We start from the raw sequence: 20,645 nt of genomic DNA on the forward strand, positions 1-20,645 counted from the left end.
CGCCAAAGCGTGAACTCATTCCTGGATGCGGAGCGCGAGCGCCGGGCAACGGCGCACCGCGCGCAGTGCTTTGGGCCGCAAGGGACCGGGGACCGGCATGACGCCGCGCGCCGGATAGCCGTCCTCGTCGAGCCGCACCACATCGGGAAGCAGGTCCACGCAGAGCCCGTGGCCCTTGCACAACGTCCAGTCCACGACGAGCCGTTCGGGGCTCTCGTCCGCGGGCAGCGGCAGGGCGCCCAGGACGCGGCGTCCGCAGCCGCTGCCGAGCGCGTGGTCGCGGAACTCGTCGGGGAAGACGGCGAGCGCGGAGGCCACGAACGAGGACGTGCCGTCCGGGTGGGAGCAGGCCCCCCGGCCGCGCACCCCCCGCATCCGGGCCTGCACCGCATCGAGGGCCGCCCCGCCGCCGCCGGCCACCAGCCGTTCCACGGCGTCCGCCAGCGAGGGAAGTCCCCGCACGCACGGGCCGCACTGGCCCGCCGACTCCCGTGCCATCCAGCGCGTGACCCGGGCCACCTCTCCCGCCGGGCAGGTGTCCTCGGGCAGCGGGAGCACCGCACCGGCGCCCAGGACCGCGTCGTACGCCGCCAGGGACTTCCGCGAGATCAGCGCCTCGCGCGCCGCCCCCGGGTCCAGCCAGCGGCCGTGGAAGCCGCCGACCAGCACGCCCTGGCCGGGCACCGTGCCGCACAGGTCCAGTACGTAGGCCAGGGACGTGCCCAGGGGCACCTCGACGACGGTCGTGCCGGCGACGGTCAGCAGGGTCGTGCCGGGTTCGTCGGGCAGCCCGGCCGTCCCGAACACGGACGCGCCGAGCCGGGCGGCGACGGCGAGCTGGGCGTACGTCTCCGCGTTGGACAGCAGGGTGGGCAGACCGCCGAGACCCCGTTCGCTGGTCCGCGTACGATGCCCGGAGGGTAGGGCGGGCCCGCCGTCCAGGCCGTTCACGAGGGCGCTGCCCTCGCCCGTGACGAAGCGTTCGGGGAGCCGGACGACGCGCACGCGCCGCCCGGCCGGGCCCCGTTCGGCGACGGCCTCGGCCAGCGAACGCTCCACGTCCGGGCGGGTGACGCCGACGACCACGTCCTCGGCGCCGAGCGCGGAGGCGGCCACCAGCGCGCCGTCGAGCACGAGGTGGGGCACGTAGAGGAGCAGGGCGGCGTCCTTCAGGCAACTCGGTTCGCCCTCGGTCCCGTTGACGACCACGGCGGTGCGTCCGTCCTGTGCCCGGGCGGACCGGGTGACGGCCCGGAGTTTGCGGGCGAAGGGGAAGCCCGCTCCCCCGCGCCCGCCGAGCGCTATGCCCTCGGCGAGTTCGACGAGCCCTTCGGAGGGGTAGCGGGGCAGCGCGCCGTGCACGCTCAAGTGGCCGGTCCGGTCGAGCCGCTCGGAGGTGTCGAGTCCGGCCAGCAGCCGCGGTGCGCCGACGCAGCCGAGGGCTGGCCGCATCCCGGAGCCGCTCACCGTCCGCTCCGTACGCCGTCGAGCGGCTCGGCGGAGGGCCCTGCGGACGGATCCGCGGCCCGTCCGGGGCGGCCGGGGAACACCGTGGTGCCCGGCTGCCGGGTGAGGCGTGCCGTCAGCAGCTCCGCCGCCCACTCCGCCGGCCTGCGCACGAAGGGCGCCGGCCGGTGCGGCGGCGCCTGCCCGGGAGGCCGGGAGGGTACGGCCGGTGCGTGCGGCGGTGACTGCACCGGCGGCGCCGCCGGTGCGGCCGGTGCGCCGGACGGCCGCGCGGCCTGCGCACGCAGCTGCGCACCGGGCCGCGTGCGCGGTGGTGCGACGGCGAGCGCACGGAGCTTCGCGCGCAGCCGCAGCGCCAGCAGCCCGGCGACGGCGATCAGGCACAGGGCGTACCCGGTCGTCACCCAACCGCTCGCTGCGCGGCCGGACTTGAGCCCGTGCACCAGCGAGGCTCCCCATGCCGGGTAGGCACCCATGTGCAGGGCCCGCCACCACAGGGACCGCCCCCGGGCGGCGAAGGTGCCGCGGACGGCGCCGGAGACGGCCACGGCCACGAACCCGTAGCCGGCCAGGCTGCCGAGGCCGATAAGCAACGGCCGCTGGCCGTCCGTGAAGGGCAGGACCACGGCGGCGGCGTCGGTCCGGGACCGCCCGACCTTGATCCACACGTGCAGGAGGAGGAAACCGAGTCCGGCGACGGCGAGGCCGCGGTGCACGGCCTGGGCGACGAGCCGGTGCCCGGAGGCGAGCAGTCTGCGGTCGGTGGCCGCCAGGCCCCACAGGACGGCGCCGGTGAGGGAGACCAGCGAGAGCACGCCGGCCGCATAGTCGAGGAAGTCCCACAAGCGGGTCAGCGCACCGGCGCGGACCGCCACGAGCAGGGCGGCCCCGGCGGCGAGGGCCGCGGCGGCCAGGGCGGCGGGGTGCGGTCCCCCGGCGGCGGACAGCAGCGGCGGACGCCGCACCGCCCGCCGGCCGGAGGCGCCCGGTGCAGCCGGTGCAGCCGGGGTAGCCGGCGTCGACGCCGTCGGTGACACCGCCGCGGATGCCGGGCCGGGCACCGGGCCGGATCGCGCTCCGGAGGGAGCTCCGGCATGGCGCCGGGTGCGGCCTCTCGTGCGGTGGGCCCGGTGCGAACGGCCGGGCGGGCGGGGCTGGAGCAGGGGCATGTGGTCTCCCATACGTCCGGACCCGAGCACTTCCACCTCGCGCTCGGCGCCCGGGGGTCGACGTCGTAACCGCTCCTCGGCGGGCGGGAGATGGGCGCCTGGCCCACCGGGCCGGCCGGGAGCGGGGGCCGGAGTGCAGAAGCATCGTGGAGGTATGCAAGCCCTCCACAGGATTTATCGAAACGTGATAATTTCTGGCCCTCGCACAGCCATCGCATCGAACATCCCCGGAAGATTCCCTTCCAGTGGTGCGGTTGCGACGGGGTTGACGCCTGATCCGCCGCCGCACCTCCCCGACGGCGATCGAGCCGATGCCGCGGGACTGCGGGCTTGCCACCGTCCCACGGGGCAGGCCATACCCCGGCTTGAACGAGGTAACAATGTGCGAACTTCTGAACCGCATCTGGTCCCGACCGCGGGGCGAGTGGACCCGGGTCTTGCGCAAGGAACTGCCCACGGTGGCGGCGGGGATGGTGGAGGAACTACGGGAGACCGTGCCCGGATTCTCGGCGCTCGTCGAGGACATCGGCGACGAGGTGGTCAGACGGAAGGTGGAAGGGGCCCTGCTGACCGTCCTCGGCTACCGCGAGGGCGCCGGCGGCTCCGGATGCACGGGGACCGACGGGGCCGACGCTGACGACACAGCCCACGCGCAGGAATCTGCGGACCAGCACGCGCCGGCCCGGTCCGGTCCCGGACCCACCACCGCGGCAGCCGACTTCGAAGCCGAGCACGCCCGGCCCCACCCGCACGCACACCCCCACGCCCACCCGCACACGGCCTTCCGGGGCGGGGAGTCGCCACCCCTGCAAGCCGTGCCCTTACAACGGTTCGGCTCGGTGCGCGAGCACGCCCGGCGCGAGCTGTTCACCCTGCTCACGGGTGACGCCGCGCACCGCGAACCGGCCCTCACCGAACTGGCCGGCCCGGCCGGATGGCCCCTCCCGGTCGCCGTACGGGCGGTCGCCCTGGCCTCGCCGGGCGAGACCCAGCAGCTCGCGGCACTCCTCGACGACTGCCTCGGCGGGATGGTCGCGGGCCAGCCCTGCCTGCTCGTTCCCACCGCAGACCCGGAGGCCCGTACCGCCCTGGAGGGCGCGCTGCGCGGCCGCCTCGCCGTGGTCGGCCACCCGGTGGCTCCCGGCGACACCCCTTCTTCCCTGCGCTGGGCGGTACGCCTCCTCGCGCTGGTCCCGCCTCAGGCCCGGTCCGGCCCTGACGCCCGGACGGTGTTCGTGGACGACCACCTCTCGACGCTGCTGCTGCTCCAGGACGAGCCGCTGGCCCACGCCCTCGCCGCACGCTGGCTGCGGCCGCTGGCCGACCTCACCCCGCGCCAGAGCGAACGGCTCGAAGTAACCCTGCTTGCCTGGCTGGAGGGCGGCGGAGCACCCGAGGCGGCCAAGGCGCTGAGCGTGCACCCGCAGACGGTCCGCTACCGGATGCGCCAGCTGGAGAAGCTCTTCGGACCCGGCCTGCGGGACCCGCGCACCCGCTTCGAGCTGGAACTGGCCCTGCGCAGCCGCCGGTTGATGGCCCAAGTCCGGCTGCGGCCGGTCCGGGGCGGCCGCCGGGCGCGCGTGGTGAGCGCCGATTTCCGCCCGACTCCGGGCGACGGCCGCATCGCCCGCGTCAACGGCCTCTAGAGAGCGGACACATGGCGGTGCCGGCCCGGAGCGTGCTCCGGGCCGGCACCGCCTCTGCGTCCGGTCAGCGGCAGGCGCGTCCGCCGTTGACGCACCGCACCGCCCGGGCCATCAGCTCGTCCGGCATCACGTTGATGAAGTCGCCGTGGTCGGTCACCGGCTTGTGGAGCTGCTCGGGGAAGCTGTCCACCGCGAAGCGTGCTCCGGGGGGCGTCGCGTAGACGATCCGCTGGACCAGTTGCGGCACGGCCTTGAAGCCCGCCGGGCAGGATCCGTCGCGGCCGGCGAAGGCCACGTGGGTGCGGTGGTTGGCGCTGTCGGTGTTCTTGCCGTCCCAGCAGCTCTGGAAGGAGAACGTCCGCACCACGTCCGTCCCCTTGGGGCAGATCGGGTACTTGTCCTTCAGCTGCCGGTTCTCGAAGCCGGTGCAGCTCCACGAGGCGTTGGCGTTGGCCGGGCCGTTGGTGAAGGCCTTCGCGTCGCCCGTGATGATCCGCAGGAAGCGGGGCATGGCGGTGACGCGGGAGACGGGGCTGCCCTTGAACTCGATGGTCACCTGCTTCGGCCGCAGGATCGTGCCCACGTTGGCGTCCTGACCGCCGCCCGGGGCTCCCGCGTCCTGCTCCGCCTTGCCGTCGCGCAGCCTCAGCACGGGCCAGTAGTAGGTGGACAGGTCGCCGTTCGTGCAGGTGGTCCCGGAGGCGGCGAGGCTGTTGTTGGTGGAGAAGGCGTCCGTGGTCCTGTTGCCGACGTAGTCGTGCATGTGGTGGGCGCCGTTGCTCACCCCGGGGGCGACGATCACGTTGTCGGGGTTGAGGTGGCGCTCTTCGTTGCGGCCGCATTCCACGGCGAAGGATCCCTTGGAGGCACCGGACTTGGGGGCCGGGCGCCGTACGTTCGGCTTCACCGAGCCGATGCGGACGAAGTCGGAGCGGGCCGGGCCCCCCTTCGGGGCGCCGCCGCCCGCGCCGAGCCCGGCGGTCTCCTCCTCGGCGGCCGGTGCCTCGCGCATCGCGCAGGCGCTCAGCTCCGCCAGCCCGTCCGGGCGGGCCGCGGTGCGTCCGATCGCCTCGGAGACCCGGCCGATCGACGCGTCGCGCCGGTCCTTCAGCTCCCCGAGCAGCGTGTCCGCCGGCGCCCGGCCGGCGGCCAGCCGCTGGTAGGCCTCGGCGATCTGGGTGTCGAGACCGGCGAGTTCCCGGTCCACTTCGCCGCGCGCCTGATCGGGAACCTCGCGCAGCCGCTCCCCCACGTCGGGGCAGTCGATGGTGGCCGTCACCGGCGCCGGGCGCGCCGGGTCCTGGCCCGCGGAGGCCACCTGGCCGGCGATCACGACCGCGCCGCCGCCCAGGATCAGTGCGGACGCGGCGGCGATTGCCTTGTACAGGGGTCGCCTCCTGCGTTTGTGCCCTGCCCCGTCCTGGCGCGCCGGGCTGTGCGGGGAGTCGTTGTCGCGCATGTGATCACTTCACTTCCTCGGTCGGGTGGCGGTGGGAGAGGGGTCCGCCGGGCGGGCGGCCGTGGGAGGAGCGGCCGTCGCGGGAGGGCTGTCCGCCAGGCCTTCGAAATCGACCAGGCCGCTGGCTTCGAGTACCGCGATGTGGTCCAGGACCGTGGTGTTGGCGTCCGTGGCCAGCTCGCGGACCACGGAGTTGCGGGTTTGCGCCCGCACTTGGGCGACGAGCGTGAACACCTTGCCGTGCGCCCGCCGCAGCAGTTGCACGAAGAGCCTTTCGTAGGTGGCCCCTTGGGCCCGGTCGAGCTGGTCGAGCCAGGCCTGCTGCTGGCCGGACGGCCGGTCCGGCAGTTCGACACCGAGCGCCTCGCCCACCTCCAGGACCCTCCGGTCCAGTTCGGTGTGCCCTTCCACGAGGTGCTCGCCGGCCGTCCTCACCGACTTGCGGGTGCCCCGTTCCTGGGCCTGCTTGCCCGCGGGCAGTTCCCACAGGCCGGCGAGGCGGACCTTGCGCACGAACTCGCGGTCCTGCGGGGTCAGCGGCCCGAAGGCCGTGTTCATGACTCCGGCGCCGTCGTCATCGGCGGAGGCGGGGGCCGGGGCGGGCGAGGCGGCGACGGCGGGTGAGGCGGCCGGGGCCGCCGCGGCGGTGCGGCCGCCGAAGCTCCGCACCGGTATCAGCAGCGCGATCAGCGTGAGGGCGAGGGCTCCGATGACGATGCCCGTGCCCATGACGTGTCGCGAAGCGACCGACATGCCGCCGAGGTTCGTCCGACGGATTGACAGCACTGTGCCTCCTTGGGTCCCGGGACGCCCGGGAGCCGCCGCACGGAGCGCACCGCTCCCGCGGGTCCCCGGGTGCCAAGGGACGCTAGTGCCGGCTCCGGCTCCTCCACCGAAGGCCCATCCGGACTGGACAAACATCCGGGCGGCCCCCCGAAAGACTGCTACGGTGCCGCGCGCCCGGCCGCCGCGGAGCCCGCCCCATGGAATCTGATGTGCGGACAAAAACCCCGGCGCGTCGGCCAGTTGTCCGGATTTCCAGTCATTCGCGAGGAGTAGAGGGCCCCGCCCCTCAGGTGGATTCGCCCGGCCTACGGGGTGACCCAGGGTGGGGTGCGAACCGCCGCCCACCCGAAGGGAACGCCCCGTGCGCAAGAAACGACTGGCATCCTTACTGGCCGCCGACGGCATCCGGGCCGACAGCGTCCTCGCGGACAGCGCTCGGACCGACGGCGTCCCGGCCGACGCCGCGTACCTGCGGCAGAAGCCCGCCTGGCACCGGTGCGCCGCCGATCAGCCGGCCTCGTACGAGTGCGCCACCATCAAGGTGCCGCTCGACTACCGGCGTCCGTCGGGACGGACCCTCGACCTGGCGATATCCCGGGTGAAGAGCACGAACCCCGCGAAACGGCACGGGGTCCTCCTGTTGAATCCGGGCGGCCCGGGCGGCAGCGGGCTCGATCTGCCGCTGGCCCTCGGCGAGGTGGTCCCCCCGGAGGTGGCCGAACAGTACGACCTCATCGGCTTCGATCCGCGCGGGGTCGGCGCCAGCAGTCCCATCAGCTGCGGGCTGACCGACGCCGAGCAGGGCATCGACCGGCCGTACCATCCCGGGTCCTTCCCCTCGGACGTGGCCTGGGCGCGGAACATCGCCGAGAAGTGCCGGGAGAACGCCGGCTCGGTGCTCCCGTACATCACGACCCGCAACACCGCCCGCGACATGGACACGATCCGTGCCGTCCTGGGCGAGCGGAAGCTCTCGTACCTGGGCTACTCCTACGGGACGTACCTCGGCGCGGTGTACACGCAGATGTTCCCCGGCCGGACCGACCGCTTCGTGCTCGACAGCGGCGTCGACCCGGACGTGATCTGGCGGGGCATGTTCCGGACCTGGGCCACGGAGGCCGAGCCCGCCTTCTCCCGGTGGACGCGGTGGGCGGCGGAACGCTCGGGCGAGTACCACCTCGGCGAGAGCCCCGCGGCCGTGTCGAAGACCTTCTGGGACCTGGTGGCACGCGCCGACCGGGATCCGATCGTCTTCCAGGGGGAGAAGATCAACGGCGACGACATCCGGGGCGCCCGCGCGCTGTTCTTCTATCCCGCGCAGGTCACCCCGCTGATGGTGGCCCTGAAGGACGCGGCCGACGGAAAGCCCGCCGTCACTCCCGGGGCCTCCGGGCCCGACTTCTCCATGAAGCGGGCGCTCGCCGGCGAGTCCGGGCCGGCCCCGGCCGAGCCGGCCTCGGACAACGCCGTCGCCGTCCTCTGGAGCGTGATCTGCGGTGACACCGACTCCTGGCCGCGCGATCCCGGGCAGTACCGTCGTGACGCGGTCCGGGACAAGGCCGCGTACCCGCTCTACGGGGACTTCGCCTCGAACATCAAGCCCTGCGCCTTCTGGCCGCGGCCGCTCGAGGCGCAGACCCCGATGAAGGCTCGGGCCGGGGTGCTGACCGTCCAGAACGAGTGGGACTCGCAGACCCCGCTGGCCAGCGGCCAGGGCCTGCACCGGGCGCTGAAGGGCTCGCGGATGGTGCTGGCCCTGGGCGCCGAGGGCCACGGGGTGTACCTGGCCGATCCCTCCTCCTGCGTCTCAGCCCCGGTCACCGCGTACCTGACCACCGGGCGGCTGCCGGCCGAGGACATCGCGTGCCGTACGCCGGCACCCGGCGGGGAGAGGCAGGTGGCGCCGGTGAAGCCGCTTCCGATTCCGTCCGTGCCCGGACGCTTCTGATCACGTGAGCCGGTGAGCCGGTGACCTAGCGACCCGGCGGTCCGGTGACCTGGCGAGCCGGCGATCCGGCCCGGGCCTCAGTCCGGCCGTGGGGACGCCTCCGCCGCCGCCTTGATCCGGCGGCCGAAGTCGGGGGCGTCCTTGCGCGCCGCGCTGAGGGCGAGGCCGACCAGGAGGCGGCCGAATCCGTGCCCGGTCAGAGTGTTGAAGACGCGCAACCGCGTCCGGCCTCCGGGGAGTTCGGCCAGGTCGTAGCCTCCCTCGGCGGTCACCAGGTTGTGGCTCAGCTCCGTCCAGCGGATCCGCCCCGGCGCGTCGAGTTCGGTGATCTGGAACTCCCGGGCGGTCTTCATGCCGGCGTCCTTCACCGTGCTGCGGAAGACCGTCCCGACGGCGGTCGGGGCGTCCGGGCTCCGGGTGATCCGCTGGACGCGCGGGCTGAACTCCGGGTCGTTGCGTCCGTCCGCGAGGTACGCGAACACCTCGGCGACGGGCCGGTCGATCTCGACGCTCGCCTCGAACAGTCCGGACATGTCCGCTCCTCACCACGCGCCCCGACGGCGGAGCCGGTACCCCTCCTTCCACGATGGCAGAGCCCCGCTCCGGGCGCACCGCCGCACGCTCAGGCCCCACCGGAGGCCTGGGCCCCGGCACCGGCACCGGCACCGGCCCCCCGGTCGAACAGCGCCACGTCCGCGGTCAGCGAGCCCAGCCAGGCCATCGCGGTGTAGAACACCGGCGGCGCGTCCTCGGGTCCGGCCCGGCGGGGGGCGGGACCCGCGGGGCCGGGATCCGGGAGCCCCGCGGCGCGTACGGGGTCCGCGGCCGCCGCCGCGCGGCGCAGCCCGGCCGCCACCCAGGCCCCGTACTCCATGACCATCGCCTCCTCGCGCGGGCCGGGCGGGGTGCCGAGGGGGCTGCGGCCGCCCCAGAGGACGTGGTGGCCGGTCATCATCGCCGCCTGCCAGTCCTCGCCCCCGGCTGCGGCCGGACGCTGTCGTTCCGTCTGGTACTGGGCGTACGCGCTCTCCGCCAGGGCCAGCGCGTGCCGCACCCGCTGGTCGGGCTCCACCTCGCGGGCCCGGCCGAAGGCGGCCGTGGCCGCCTGGACGTCGTCGGCCGCGGCGTGCAGCAGCTCGGCCACGGCGCGCCCCAGTTCGTCGTGGGCGCCGCGCGGCCAGGCCAGCAGTCCGCACACCATCCCGATCGCACTGCCGACCAGGACGTCCAGGAACCGGACCTCGGCCAACTGCCACGTCACGGGGGCGAGCTGGGCGAAGGCCATGGCCACCACCAGGGTGAACATGGCCTGCGCCCAGCCGACGCCGCGCACGGGCCCGACGCAGAACGCGAACAGCATCAGCGGCGGCAGCAAGAACGCGTACACCGTGCTCGCCTCCCCGGCCACCGCGAGGACCCCGCCGGCGGCGACCGCGCCCACCAGGGTGCCGATCAGGGCTAGCCGGACGGTGGCCCGGGTCTGCACGGCGTTGGTGCGGGTCAGGCTGATGACGGCGAGCATCGCCCAGAATCCGTGCGGCAGGGAGTCCAGGCCGGCGACGGCCCGGGCGACGGCGAGGGCCGATCCGAGCCGGACGGCGTTCTGGAAGTGCACGGACCGGGGCCCGGTGTTCCCGGCCAGCCGGTACCACCAGAGCCGCACCGGCCCCTTCCCGGCGTACCAGAACCGGTCGGGGGGCCCGGCGTCCGGTCCCACCCCCGGCCCCACCGCGTCCGCGGCTCCCGCACGCCCCCGTACGGCTATCCCGGCGGCGCCGCGCAGCACGAGCGCGGCTTCCGCCAGCTCCACCAGGGCGGCGTTGCGGAAGCCGGGCCCGGGACCCGTCACGGGGGTCCGGGCGAGGGAGACCTGCAGGTCCCGCAGCCGCGTCGAGTCCGTCGCGGGCGGGCTCCCCGTCACGAGCAGCGCGGCCGTCCCGGCGGCCGACTCGCGCACGGCCGCCACGAGGTCCGGCCCGGCCGTCCCGGTGGCCGGTCCGGGTTCCGGCGGGGGCAGGGACCGGAGGCGGGCCAGCAAGGTGCGGGCCGCCAGCCCGGTGTGGGCCAGCGCGCGTTCCCGTACGCCGGGCCCCGCGGGCCGCTGCGCCTCCCCGACCCGGGAGGGCCGCAGGGCCTGCTCCCGCTCCACGGCGCGGGCGGTCTCCGCGGCGGAGAGGGTGTGGGGCGGCCGCTCCAGCACGGCGGCGCACCGGGCCGCCTCGGCCGCGGCTCCGGCGGCCAGGTCCCGGTAGCCGGGGACGGCCGGGTCGGGCAGCACGGTGGCTTCGGCGAGGATCAGCAACAGGACCCCGACGACGGTGCCGGTCAGCCGCTGGCCGAGGGTGTCGGGGGCGTACGGCGGGAAGCTGGGCAGGATGTACAGCAGCTGGAGCCCGGGCGCGGCGCCCGCGAGACGGGGTCCCGCCGCCGAGGAGAAGGCCACGCAGAAGCCGATGACCAGCATGCCCGCCACGGCGGCCCAGGTCCGCACCGAAAGCAAGGTGCCCAGTACCACCAGGGCGCAGGCGGCGGGGAGCACGCGGGCGACGACGACGGCCCGCAGGCGTCCGCTGCCCGGTATGCGGGAGAGACCGGCCAGCGCGACGGCGGCGAAGAGGGCGTACGTGGCCTCGACGGGCCGGTCCAGTCCGTACAGGAAGGCGTAGAAGCCGAGGCCGGCGGCGAGGGTGACCCGGACGGCCCGCCGTGCGGCCGCCGGCACGGGGCCGGTGCCGGTACGGAGCTCCCTCAGGGCGGCACGCACCCTTTCAGCGTCCCACCGGGCGCCCGTTCGGTCCTGCGGTACCGCTTGACACTTCGCCAGGGAGGGCGCAACTTATATCGGCAACCCGATATAAATCCGCCCGGTACAACCAGCGATCCGGAGCCCCGGTGGAGTCGTCCCGCACCCCAGAACACCCTCGGCGCCGCACCCCGCAGGCGCAGCGCAAGTCCGAGAGCCGCGCCCGCCTCATCGACGCGGCAGCCGACCTCTTCGCCCGCAAGGGGTTCCACGCCGTCTCCGCCGAAGCCGTCGCCGAGGCGGCCGGACGCACCACGGGCGCGCTGTACAGCCACTTCGGCGGCAAGGAGGGCCTGCTGCTGGCGCTCCTGGAGGTCTGGAAGGAGCGGACGAGCGAGGAGCTGGCCGCGGAGATCGCGGCCGGGGACCCGGCCGACCCCGCCGTGCACTTCTCCGCGATGTGGGGCAGCCTCACCCGCCCGCACCCCGAACACGGCGACTCCTGGCTGCTCCTGGAGACGGAGCTGTGGCTGCACGCCGCCCGCGGCCCCCTCATCGGGGACCGGCTCGCCCAGCGCTACACCGAGATCCGCGCCCAGCTCGGCGAAGGGCTGGCCGACTGGGCGAAGGCCACCGGCACGCCCCTGGCCCGCACGCCGGAGGAGACCGGCGCCCTCGTGCTCGGCATCCTCCTCGGCCTCTCCATGCAGCACCGCCTCGAACCGCGCGCCGTCCCCGACGGGCTCGTCATCGAGGCCCTCGGCACCGTCCTGGGACTCGGCAGGTCCGCCTGACGGGTACGGCCCCGTACGGCCGTACCCGTACGACTCCGGCACGCACCCGATCCGTACGACTGGACTCCGACCACAACGCCGACCACACGCCGGCCACACGCCGGCCATCGCTCCGATCCGTCCGACGAAGGGAACCGCCCCGTGCTGCCCACCGGCGAGATAGACCTCCTTGAGGACACCTGGGCCCGCGAGGTCCCGCACGCCCAGTTCACCCGGCTGCGCCGCGAGGACCCGGTCCACTGGCACGAGGTGCCGGGCCGGCACGCCGGCTTCTACGCCGTCACCCGCCACGCCGACGTCAAGGCCGTCAGCCGCGATCCCGAGCTGTGGTCCACCGAACTCGGTTCGTTCATGATCCGCGACCAGAATCCCGAGTCCCTGGAGACCCTGCGCCTGGTCCTGCTGGGCATGGACGCCCCGCGCCACTCCCGGTACCGCTCGCTGGTCAGCGCGGGTTTCACGCCCCGGGTCGTACGCAGGCTCGCGGCCCGGATCCAGGAGCGGGCCGTGACCCTGGTGGAACGCGCGGTCACCCCGGGCCGGGACATGGACTTCGTCGCGGAGGTCGCCGCGTGGCTGCCGATCCAGACGATCTGCGAGATGGTCGGCGTGCCCGAGGGGGACGAGCGGCTGATCTTCGAGTGGAGCAACCGGATGGCCGGGTCCCAGGACCCCGAGCTCTCGGCGGGCAAGCACGACAGCGATCTGGCGGCCGCCGAGATCTACGCCTACTGCGACGCGCTGGCCGACGAGCGGCGGGCCCGCCCGCGGGAGGACATCCTCTCGACGCTGGTGCACGCCGAGGTGGACGGGGACCGGCTGTCGCCGGACGAGATCAACATGTTCTTCGTCCTGCTCTGCGTCGCCGGCAACGAGACCACCCGCAATCTCCTCTCCGGCGCCCTGATCGCCCTGATCGACCACCCTTCGGCGCGCGCCGAACTGGCCGCGGCCCCCGAGGACGAGGCCCTGTGGACCACGGCGACGGAGGAGTTCCTGCGCTGGGGCGGATCGATCCACAACTTCCGGCGCACGGCCACCCGTGACACCGTCCTGCGCGGGCAGCCCGTCGCCGAGGGGCAGAAGGTGGTCACCTACTACACCTCCGCCAACCGCGACGAGGAGGTCTTCGCCGACCCCTTCGCCTTCGACATCCGGCGCACCCCGAACGAGCACCTCACCTTCGGGGGCGGCGGCCCGCACTTCTGCCTGGGGGCCGGCCTCGCCCGCACCCAGATCAAGGCCCTGGTCCGGGAGCTCCTGCGGCGGCATCCGGAGGTCTCCCTCACGGGGGAGGTACGCCGCCTGCGCTCGGACTTCATCAACGGGGTCAAGTACCTCCCGGTGCGCTTCGGATAGCCGCGCCCGGGACTTCCGGCCCTGCCGGGGCACTCCGCGTCGCTGTTAGAGTGGTCGGCAGCGAAGGGGAGTAGTCCCGAAAACCGCTGGTCGACATACTGGACGCCTCGACGGGTCCCGGCCACCGGGCCACCGCGCTTCACGCGCGGGGCGGACGAGACCTTCGGCCAAGGCATGACCCGTCCCACATCACCGTGTGGGCCGCTTCGTCGTGCCGGGCCGAGTGGTTCTTCCCGTCGCCTCCCCGCTGGGTGCCGATCCGAGCCATGAGAGCCCGGCTCCAGCAGAAAGCAGCACCCGGAATGGCTCTCGACCCCGTGGCGATCTTCACCGCCTTCGGTCTGATCTTCCTCGCCGAGCTCCCCGACAAGACCATGTTCGCCTCGCTGGCCATGGGCACCCGGATGCGGCCGCTGTACGTGTGGTTCGGCACCTCCACCGCGTTCATCGTCCACGTGGCCATCGCGGTCGGCGCCGGAAGCCTGATCGGCATGCTGCCGAACATGGCCGTCAAGCTCACCTCCGCCGCCCTGTTCGCCTTCGGCGCCGTCGTCATGATGCGCTCCGGCGCCGACGACGACGAGGCGGACTCGGCGGCCAAGGCCGTCACCGGCTTCTGGCCCGTCTTCACCACGGCGTTCATGGCCGTCTTCATCGGCGAGTGGGGCGACCTGACGCAGATCACGACCGCCAACCTCGCCGCCACCAACGGCTGGCTGCCCACCGCCATCGGCTCGGCGGCGGCCCTCATGTCGGTGTCCGCCCTGGCCCTGGTCGTGGGCCGGTTCATCGCCAAGCGGGTCCCCCTCAAGACCGTTCAGCGCTTCGGCGCCCTGTGCATGGCGGCGCTGGCCGTCTGGACGCTCGTCGAAGCCTTCACCGGCTGATCATCCGGCTGGTCCGGCTCTTCCGATCGGTCCGGCCGGTCTTCCGGGTCACTCGCCGCGCGGCGCGGCCTTGAGCAGGGCGAAGACCGCCCCGCTCGGGTCCGCCAGCCAGGCGATCCGCCCGACGTCGGGCACGTCCGCGCCCGGCATCAGCACCGTGCCGCCGCTGGTGCGCGCGGTGCTCACCACGGCGTCCACGTCCGCTACCGCGAAGTACGGCACCCAGCGGGCGTCCCGCTCCCCCTCCATCAGCGGTGCAACCCCTCCGAAGGAGCCGTCCTCCTGGTCCCCGGCGGCGGTGCTGAGCACCTGGTAGGTCATGCCGGGCGCCTCCATCGCCTGTGAGCGCATCCCGAAGAGGGCCCCGTAGAAGGCCAGCGCCGCCATCGGGTCAGGTACGTGCAGTTCGACCCAGCACAGCGCGTTGTCGGCGGAGGTCAGCTCCAGACCCGGGGTCCGGCCCGGCTGCCAGACGGCGAAGTCGGCACCCTGCTGGTCGGTGTACTGCGCGAGCCACCCCTCCCCCATGACGTCCATCGGCTCGACGCGTACGGCGCCCCCGCCGTCGCGCACGCCACGGGTGGCGGCCTCCGCGTCGTCGGTCCGGAAGTACACGGTCCACGCGGAGGTCGCCCCCGGGTCGAGCTGCCCGACCGCGGCGACGGTCTTCCCGTCCACCTGGAAGAACCCGTACCCGCCGGTCTCGGGCCCGAGCAGGTGGAACTCCCAGCCGAAGACGGCCCGGTAGAAGGCGGCGGCCCGGGGGATGTCGGGGCTCCCGAGGTCGATCCAGTTGGGCGAGCCGGTGCGGTAGTCGGTACCGAGCATGGTGTCCTCCTGCGATGGGGTTTCGGATGCGAGGTACCCGCAGAGCGGCCCCTCACCCCGGCATCCCCTCCCAGCGCCACACGTACGGGTCCCCCCGGCACACCGCATTCGGCCGGTGCGTGCCCCCGCGGCCCGCCCGCCGGTCCGCCGGTCGCCCACCCGACCGGTCCCAGCCCGCGCCGCCGGCCGGGTCCTAGTAGGGGCCGCCGCGGAACAGCACGCTGCCCTGGTGGCGCGGGCGGTCGCCCCGCTCGTGGGGTGCCGCCGACCGAGACCCCGGCCAGGGCGGCGCCCCGCTCCTGCGCCGACCAGTCGGCGAGGACAGACCACGAGCACCCGGCCGGTGAACCGGACCAGCCACGTGCCGTGGTCCTGGTGCCGGACCGGTCCGGCGGGTGCGGGCTCGTGCTCCACGGAGGGGAAGGACATGGGCGACGTGCTGCCGGCCCCTCCCCCGCCGGGCACGCGCCACCCGGGACTCACCGCAGGGTCGGCGTGGTCTCGGTGTCCACGTGGGACAGCTTCTCCGGGTTGCGGACGAAGTAGAGGCCGGTGATGCGGGCGTCCTCGACGCGGACGGCGATGACTCCGTCGAGCTCTTCGTCCACGTGGACGGCCAGGGCCGGGGTGCCGTTGACCATGGTCGGAGTGAAGGAGAGACCGATCCCGGCCTTCCCGGCCTTGCCCGTCATGCCGGTGAACAGGCGGGCCACGTGGAGGGCGCCCACGACCGGCCGCAGGGCGGCGTGCTTGATGCCGCCGCCGTCGCCCATGTAGACGACCTCGGGGGCGAGCACGTCGAGCAGGCCCTGCAGGTCACCGGTCTCGAACGCCCGCTGGAACAGCTCGACGGCCACCCGCGCTTCGCTCGGGGAGACCGCCCGGCGGGGGCGGCGCGCGTCGACGTGCTTGCGGGACCGGTGTGCGATCTGCCGGACGGCCGCCGGCGACTTGTCGACGGCGGTGGCGATCTCCTCGTAGTCGAGGCCGAACACCTCGCGGAGCACGAAGACGGCCCGCTCGGTCGGCCCGAGCGTCTCCAGGACCAGCATCATCGCCATCGACATGCTCTCGGCCAGTTCCACGTCCTCGGCCACGTCCGGCGTGGTGAGCAGCGGCTCCGGCAGCCACTGGCCGACGTAGGCCTCCTTGCGGCGGCTCATGGTGCGCAGCCGGTTCAGTGCCTGGCGGGTGGTGATCCGCACCAGGTAGGCGCGCCGGTCGTCGACCGTGTCGAGGTCGACGCCCGCCCAGCGCAGCCAGGTCTCCTGCAGCACGTCCTCGGCGTCGGCCGCCGATCCGAGCATCTCGTAGGCAACGGTGAAGAGCAGGTTGCGGTGGGCGACGAAGGTGTCGGTCGCCGTATCCGGGGCCTGCGAGGGGGGTATGTCCACAGCTGGTTCTCTTCCCGTCAAGTGCCGCCGGCCTTCCGGCGGTTCGAATCCTTTCATGATCGACTCATGATTCGACTCATGACACAAGACCCCCGACGGCCATGAGGGGTTGTACTCGGCATTCGGTTCCACCGTCCCGGCGGCACGGGCCGCAGCGGTCAGCCGACCTTCCCGGGAGCGGCGGCCGTGGCCCGCAGCAGGTCCTTCAGGAGCGCGAAGTCGATCTTCTCCGGCGTGCGGAACCGCAGGCAGGCCTTGCCCATGTCGTGGTCGGCGAGCCGCTCCGCGAAGGCCTCGCGGACCTCGTCGCGCATCAGATAGAAGGAGACGTACTGCTTCTGGCTCGCGAAGGCGATCTCCCCGACGCCTCCCCGTTCGTACACGGGCATCCCGTACGCCATCGCTTCGGTGAATCCGCGCAGTTCGGTACGGCACAGCTCGCGCAGCCGGGTCAGCGCCTCCCTGCGCCCCTCGGGGACCTCGGCGAGGTATGCGTCCACGTTCTCAGCCCGGCTCTGCACCATGGCTCCGAGCCTAGGCGAACCCGCACGGTCCGTCCTCGCGCAACTCCACGGTTGCGGGATGCGGGGCAACGTGCAACCCTGGAGTTGCACCGAATCATTCGATGGCTTGCGACGAAGGAGTCCCTGATGAACGCGGACCGGATCGAACGCGACACCCTGATCGAGGCCTCCCTGGACCGGGTCTGGTCCCTGGTGGCCGAGCCCGGCTTCTGGGTGGCCGACGAGGGGAGCCTGGCCGGCACGATGGCCCGGGAAGGGGAGTCGATCGTGGCGAGGAACAGCGAGTACGGCGAGTTCCCGGTACGGGTGGAGAAGGTCGACCCTCCGACCTACCTGGCGTACCGGTGGGCCAGCGCCTTCCCCGGGCAGGAACTGCGCGAGGACAACAGCACCCTGGTGGAGTTCACGCTGAGCCGCGAGGGCGACAAGACGCGGCTCCGCGTCGTGGAGAGCGGGTTCGCGGCCCTGGCCGGATCCGAGGAACTGCGCGGCAAGGCGCTGAAGGACAACACCGGCGGCTGGCCGCAGGTGCTGGACGCCTTCAAGAAGCGCGCCGAACAACCGGCCGCGTGAGCGAGGAACACCCCGGCGCCGACGAGGCCGTCGACCACGTCCTCTCCGCACTGGCCGACCCGACCCGGCGCAAGCTGCTCGGTCTGCTCGCCGCCCACGGCGAGGTCACCGCGACCACCCTTGCCGAGGGGCTGCCCGTCTCCCGGCAGGCGGTGGTCAAGCACCTCTCCGTCCTGGACGCCGCCGGGCTGGTCTCCGGCAGCCGGGTAGGACGCGAGGTCCGGTACACCGTGCGTCCCGCGGCCCTGGACGCGACGGCCAGGTGGATGGCCACCCTCGCCGCCGACTGGGACCGCCGGCTCGCGGCCGTCAAACGGATCGCCGAGGCGGCGGAACGGGATGCGCACTAAGTCGCCACGGCCCGATAGTGGGAACTGTGAGCGACCGGTCAGAGGGAAGCGGACGAGACGCGCGAGCCGGAACGGGCGGCGCGGACCACGGCGGCGGGCAGGAGCCCGTCGCCTGGTCCGGGCCGGAGGGCGCGCGGGCCTTCGCCGCCGTGGAGGCGGCCACGGACTGGCTGCTCGGGTATCCCTTCGTCTTCCGGAGCCTGGCCCGGTGGGTCGGCAGCGGGTCCGTCCTGGTGGACTACGGGTGCGGGCCGGGCAAGGTCGCCGACCGCGCGGCCCGGCAGCTCGGAGCGAAGGTGCTGGGCGTGGACACCTCCCCCGAGATGCTGGCGCTGGCCCGCGGCTCGGGGACCGCGGTCGCCGAGTACCACCTGGTCACGGACGGGCGGGCGGCCTGCCTGGCCGACGGCAGCGCCGATGCCGTGATGTGCAACCACGTCCTGGCCTCGCTGCCCACCGCGGAGGCGGTGCTCGCGGTGTTCCGGGAGATCCGCCGGATCCTGCGGCCCGGCGGCCCGTTCGTCCTGCTGGCCACGGATCCCGCGTGCAGCGGGAGGGAGTACGCCTCGCTGAGCATCGGCGACCCGGGCCGCGCGTACGGCCCGGGCGACGAACTGCCCGTACGGCTGCGGCGCACGGACGGCAGCTGGCAGACGATGCCCAACCACGCCTGGCCCGTGGACTTCTACCCGGCCCTCCTGGCGCGGGCCGGATTCGCCGACCTCGTCCAGCACCGCCCGACGGTGGACGAGGCCCTCGGCCTCCCGGGTCTCGTCGACCCGGACCACGCCGCCGGGCGCACCTGGTCGGCGGAGCGGTCCGCGCCCCCGCTGGTGATCACCACGGCACTGGCGGTCTGAGGGAGCGGGACCGCCGGGTCTCACCGCAGCCGGAGCACGCTTCGGACACCGGCGTGGTCGGACGGCCACAGACCTGACGGGGTGCGATCGGCCTGGGTGTGGCCCACCCGGTGGGCCGTCAGCGCCTTGACCTTGCCGCGGAGGAGCACGTAGTCGATGCGCTGGGTGAGCGTGGAGGTGGCGTTGCGCAGGTCGGGGGCCTGGCAGCAGGTGAAGCCGGGGTCTCGGGGGCGGGCGGCGGTCCAGGCGTCGGTGAATCCGGCGGCGAGGAGGCGGCCGTGGCTCTGCGTGTTGGTGCCCGGTGTCGCGCCGACTCCGCCGGCGGCCGAGTTGAGGTCACCCAGCAGCACGGTGGGGAGCGTGGTGTTCAGCGGGCCGGCGAGCAGTTCGTCGGCCTGTGCTTCCTGGACGGCGGGGGCGGCGGGCTCGAGATGGGTGGTCACCACGCGGGCGGTGCGGCCGCCCAGCGTGGCGTCTGCCGCGACCCAGCCGCGTTCGATGCGCAGCGGGGCATTGGGCGGGCAGCCCAGCACGGGGCGGCAGACGGGCAGGTGGCTCTGGAACCGGGCGGACTGCGGGTTGGCCACGGAGAACTTGTGGGCGGGCAGGTCGGTGCGGGCCAGGAGTACGTCGCGGTCGGTGAGGCGGATGTCCTGCAGACCGCCGGGCGTGGAGCGCGGGGCCTCGAAGTCGCTGCCGACGGTGACGCTCGCCACGGCCTCGTAGTGCTTGCCCCGGGCGGAGAGCTCGTCGAGGAGGATCTGCAGGAAGTCGTACTCGACGTGGGTGGCGCTCCCCGGCCCGGCAGGGGTCTGGCTGCGCCACAGCACGGCTTCCTGGACGCCGACGAGATGCGGATCACTGTCGGCGATCTCGTCGGCCAGCGCTTCGGCCCGCTCGGGGAAGTTCGTCGCCTGGACGTTGGCCCATACCGCGGTCACCGCGGCGACGAGCCCCTGCGGGCTGGTGGCGGCGAGAACGGGTGCGAGGTCGGCACCGAGGTAGAGGTTGCGGGTCATCACCCGCAGGGAAGTGCGGCCGCCTTCGGCTTCGGCTTCGGCGGCCGAGGCCGCCCCGATCGACCCGGGTGCGAGGAGCGCGAGTGCGCACAGAGCGGATGTGATCCAACGGCGAGCCATGCGGGCAGCCCTTCCGGTCGAGGCGGGCGAATGCCCGCATACTCGCCGAAATCTAGAGCGACCGAAGGAATCCGACGATCCGGGTGTGAGCTGGACGGCCTACGGTGCGCCGCGCGTCCTCCTCGCGGAACGGCGCCGCCACCGTCTGCTCAGCAGGCGCAGGAGATGCCCGAGCGCGGGGCGGTCAGGTCGTCGATGGCGCGCTGGTCGGTGCCCTGGGCGGTCTCGAAGGCGAAGCCCTCGCGGACCCAGTACTCGAATCCGCCGAGCATCTCCTTCACCTGGTAGCCCAGGCGGGCGAAGGCCAGCGCAGCGCGCGTGGCGCCGTTGCAGCCGGGACCCCAGCAGTAGGTGACCACGGTCAGTGCCGGGTCGATCAGCGTCGGCGCCAGCTCCGCGATCCGCGCGGTCGGAAGGTGCAGCGCCCCCGGGATGTGGCCCTGGTCCCAGGCGGCCTCGCTGCGGGAGTCGACCACCACCAGACCGGGCACACCGGAGAGCAGGTCGGCCCGTACGTCCGAGACGTCCGCCTCGAAGGCGAGCCGCGCGGCGTAGTGGGCCGCGGCGACGCCCGGAGCCGCGGCGGGGACGGAGAGAACGGCACTGATGGGCTCGGCGGTCAGGGTGGGCTCGGCGGCCAGGGTGGACGGGGCGGTCAGGATGGTCGAGGCGGTGACGATCGAGGCGGTCACGGACATCGGGGAACTCCTTGTACGGGG

General features: G+C 73.8%; 19 protein-coding genes. 8 read left to right on the forward strand and 11 right to left on the reverse strand.

Annotation, left to right across the window (positions count from 1 at the left end):
* Positions 1-15 precede the first annotated feature (15 nt).
* Together ACE1OC_RS01540 and ACE1OC_RS01545 are read right to left on the reverse strand one after the other, a co-directional pair.
* Entirely contained in the window at positions 16-1,467 is a 1,452-nt protein-coding gene (locus ACE1OC_RS01540; protein ID WP_407835408.1) for an NADH-ubiquinone oxidoreductase-F iron-sulfur binding region domain-containing protein, read from the reverse strand.
* Positions 1,464-2,432 (reverse strand): hypothetical protein, encoded by a 969-nt coding sequence (locus ACE1OC_RS01545; protein ID WP_407835409.1) that lies wholly within the window; start codon positions 2,430-2,432, stop codon positions 1,464-1,466. The genes ACE1OC_RS01540 and ACE1OC_RS01545 overlap by 4 nt, the downstream gene beginning before the upstream one ends.
* Positions 2,433-3,016: 584 nt before the next feature.
* Between ACE1OC_RS01545 and ACE1OC_RS01550 the strand changes: the two genes are divergently transcribed.
* Positions 3,017-4,282, forward strand: coding sequence for a PucR family transcriptional regulator (locus ACE1OC_RS01550; protein WP_407835410.1), 1,266 nt, complete (start codon positions 3,017-3,019; stop codon positions 4,280-4,282).
* Between the two features lie 64 nt (positions 4,283-4,346).
* On the opposite strand, the gene ACE1OC_RS01555 is transcribed toward ACE1OC_RS01550, so the two are convergent.
* Together ACE1OC_RS01555 and ACE1OC_RS01560 are read right to left on the reverse strand one after the other, a co-directional pair.
* Positions 4,347-5,741, reverse strand: coding sequence for a DUF1996 domain-containing protein (locus ACE1OC_RS01555; RefSeq protein WP_407835411.1), 1,395 nt, complete (start codon positions 5,739-5,741; stop codon positions 4,347-4,349).
* Between the two features lie 9 nt (positions 5,742-5,750).
* Positions 5,751-6,494: a DUF4142 domain-containing protein gene (locus ACE1OC_RS01560; RefSeq protein WP_407835412.1), complete on the reverse strand. Its 744-nt coding sequence runs from the start codon at positions 6,492-6,494 to the stop codon at positions 5,751-5,753.
* A gap of 394 nt (positions 6,495-6,888) precedes the next feature.
* Here ACE1OC_RS01560 and ACE1OC_RS01565 point away from each other — a divergent pair, with 394 nt between their 5' ends.
* Positions 6,889-8,475 carry an alpha/beta hydrolase gene (locus ACE1OC_RS01565; RefSeq protein WP_407835413.1) on the forward strand — a complete coding sequence of 529 codons (1,587 nt, stop codon included), beginning with the start codon at positions 6,889-6,891 and terminating at the stop codon, positions 8,473-8,475.
* Between the two features lie 77 nt (positions 8,476-8,552).
* On the opposite strand, the gene ACE1OC_RS01570 is transcribed toward ACE1OC_RS01565, so the two are convergent.
* Together ACE1OC_RS01570 and ACE1OC_RS01575 are read right to left on the reverse strand one after the other, a co-directional pair.
* Positions 8,553-9,008 carry an SRPBCC family protein gene (locus tag ACE1OC_RS01570; protein WP_351370106.1) on the reverse strand — a complete coding sequence of 152 codons (456 nt, stop codon included), beginning with the start codon at positions 9,006-9,008 and terminating at the stop codon, positions 8,553-8,555.
* Between the two features lie 89 nt (positions 9,009-9,097).
* Complete coding sequence (locus ACE1OC_RS01575; RefSeq protein WP_407835414.1) at positions 9,098-11,239, reverse strand: FUSC family protein; 2,142 nt, start codon at positions 11,237-11,239, stop codon at positions 9,098-9,100.
* 128 nt (positions 11,240-11,367) lie between these two features.
* Between ACE1OC_RS01575 and ACE1OC_RS01580 the strand changes: the two genes are divergently transcribed.
* The 3 genes from ACE1OC_RS01580 to ACE1OC_RS01590 all read left to right on the forward strand — a co-directional run bounded on the left by ACE1OC_RS01580 (position 11,368) and on the right by ACE1OC_RS01590 (position 14,258).
* Positions 11,368-12,012, forward strand: a complete 645-nt coding sequence (locus ACE1OC_RS01580) for a TetR/AcrR family transcriptional regulator (RefSeq protein WP_407835415.1) — start codon at positions 11,368-11,370, stop codon at positions 12,010-12,012.
* Between the two features lie 141 nt (positions 12,013-12,153).
* Positions 12,154-13,371, forward strand: coding sequence for a cytochrome P450 (locus tag ACE1OC_RS01585; RefSeq protein WP_407835416.1), 1,218 nt, complete (start codon positions 12,154-12,156; stop codon positions 13,369-13,371).
* A 302-nt stretch (positions 13,372-13,673) separates the two neighbouring features.
* Positions 13,674-14,258 (forward strand): TMEM165/GDT1 family protein, encoded by a 585-nt coding sequence (locus ACE1OC_RS01590; RefSeq protein WP_407835417.1) that lies wholly within the window; start codon positions 13,674-13,676, stop codon positions 14,256-14,258.
* A gap of 48 nt (positions 14,259-14,306) precedes the next feature.
* On the opposite strand, the gene ACE1OC_RS01595 is transcribed toward ACE1OC_RS01590, so the two are convergent.
* From ACE1OC_RS01595 to ACE1OC_RS01605, 3 genes are all read right to left on the reverse strand, one after another.
* Positions 14,307-15,086: a VOC family protein gene (locus tag ACE1OC_RS01595; protein WP_407835418.1), complete on the reverse strand. Its 780-nt coding sequence runs from the start codon at positions 15,084-15,086 to the stop codon at positions 14,307-14,309.
* A 479-nt stretch (positions 15,087-15,565) separates the two neighbouring features.
* Entirely contained in the window at positions 15,566-16,537 is a 972-nt protein-coding gene (locus tag ACE1OC_RS01600) for an RNA polymerase sigma-70 factor (protein ID WP_407835419.1), read from the reverse strand.
* 101 nt (positions 16,538-16,638) lie between these two features.
* The gene (locus ACE1OC_RS01605) at positions 16,639-17,004 is read right to left on the reverse strand and encodes a DUF1801 domain-containing protein (RefSeq protein WP_407835420.1); all 366 of its coding nucleotides are present in this window, start codon (positions 17,002-17,004) and stop codon (positions 16,639-16,641) included.
* Between the two features lie 126 nt (positions 17,005-17,130).
* Here ACE1OC_RS01605 and ACE1OC_RS01610 point away from each other — a divergent pair, with 126 nt between their 5' ends.
* From ACE1OC_RS01610 to ACE1OC_RS01620, 3 genes are read left to right on the forward strand one after another with little or no spacing between them, the layout of a single operon-like run.
* Complete coding sequence (locus ACE1OC_RS01610) at positions 17,131-17,577, forward strand: SRPBCC domain-containing protein (RefSeq protein WP_407835421.1); 447 nt, start codon at positions 17,131-17,133, stop codon at positions 17,575-17,577.
* Positions 17,574-17,927 (forward strand): ArsR/SmtB family transcription factor, encoded by a 354-nt coding sequence (locus ACE1OC_RS01615; protein ID WP_407835422.1) that lies wholly within the window; start codon positions 17,574-17,576, stop codon positions 17,925-17,927. The genes ACE1OC_RS01610 and ACE1OC_RS01615 overlap by 4 nt, the downstream gene beginning before the upstream one ends.
* 26 nt (positions 17,928-17,953) lie before the next feature.
* Positions 17,954-18,787 (forward strand): class I SAM-dependent methyltransferase, encoded by an 834-nt coding sequence (locus ACE1OC_RS01620; RefSeq protein ID WP_407835423.1) that lies wholly within the window; start codon positions 17,954-17,956, stop codon positions 18,785-18,787.
* 20 nt (positions 18,788-18,807) lie between these two features.
* On the opposite strand, the gene ACE1OC_RS01625 is transcribed toward ACE1OC_RS01620, so the two are convergent.
* Positions 18,808-19,926, reverse strand: coding sequence for an endonuclease/exonuclease/phosphatase family protein (locus ACE1OC_RS01625; protein WP_407835424.1), 1,119 nt, complete (start codon positions 19,924-19,926; stop codon positions 18,808-18,810).
* 149 nt (positions 19,927-20,075) lie between these two features.
* Positions 20,076-20,624, reverse strand: a complete 549-nt coding sequence (locus tag ACE1OC_RS01630) for a rhodanese-like domain-containing protein (RefSeq protein WP_407835425.1) — start codon at positions 20,622-20,624, stop codon at positions 20,076-20,078.
* Positions 20,625-20,645 lie beyond the last annotated feature (21 nt).

It is taken from the genome of Streptomyces stoeckheimensis, from assembly GCF_045822005.1.
Lineage (GTDB): Bacteria > Actinomycetota > Actinomycetes > Streptomycetales > Streptomycetaceae > Streptomyces > Streptomyces stoeckheimensis.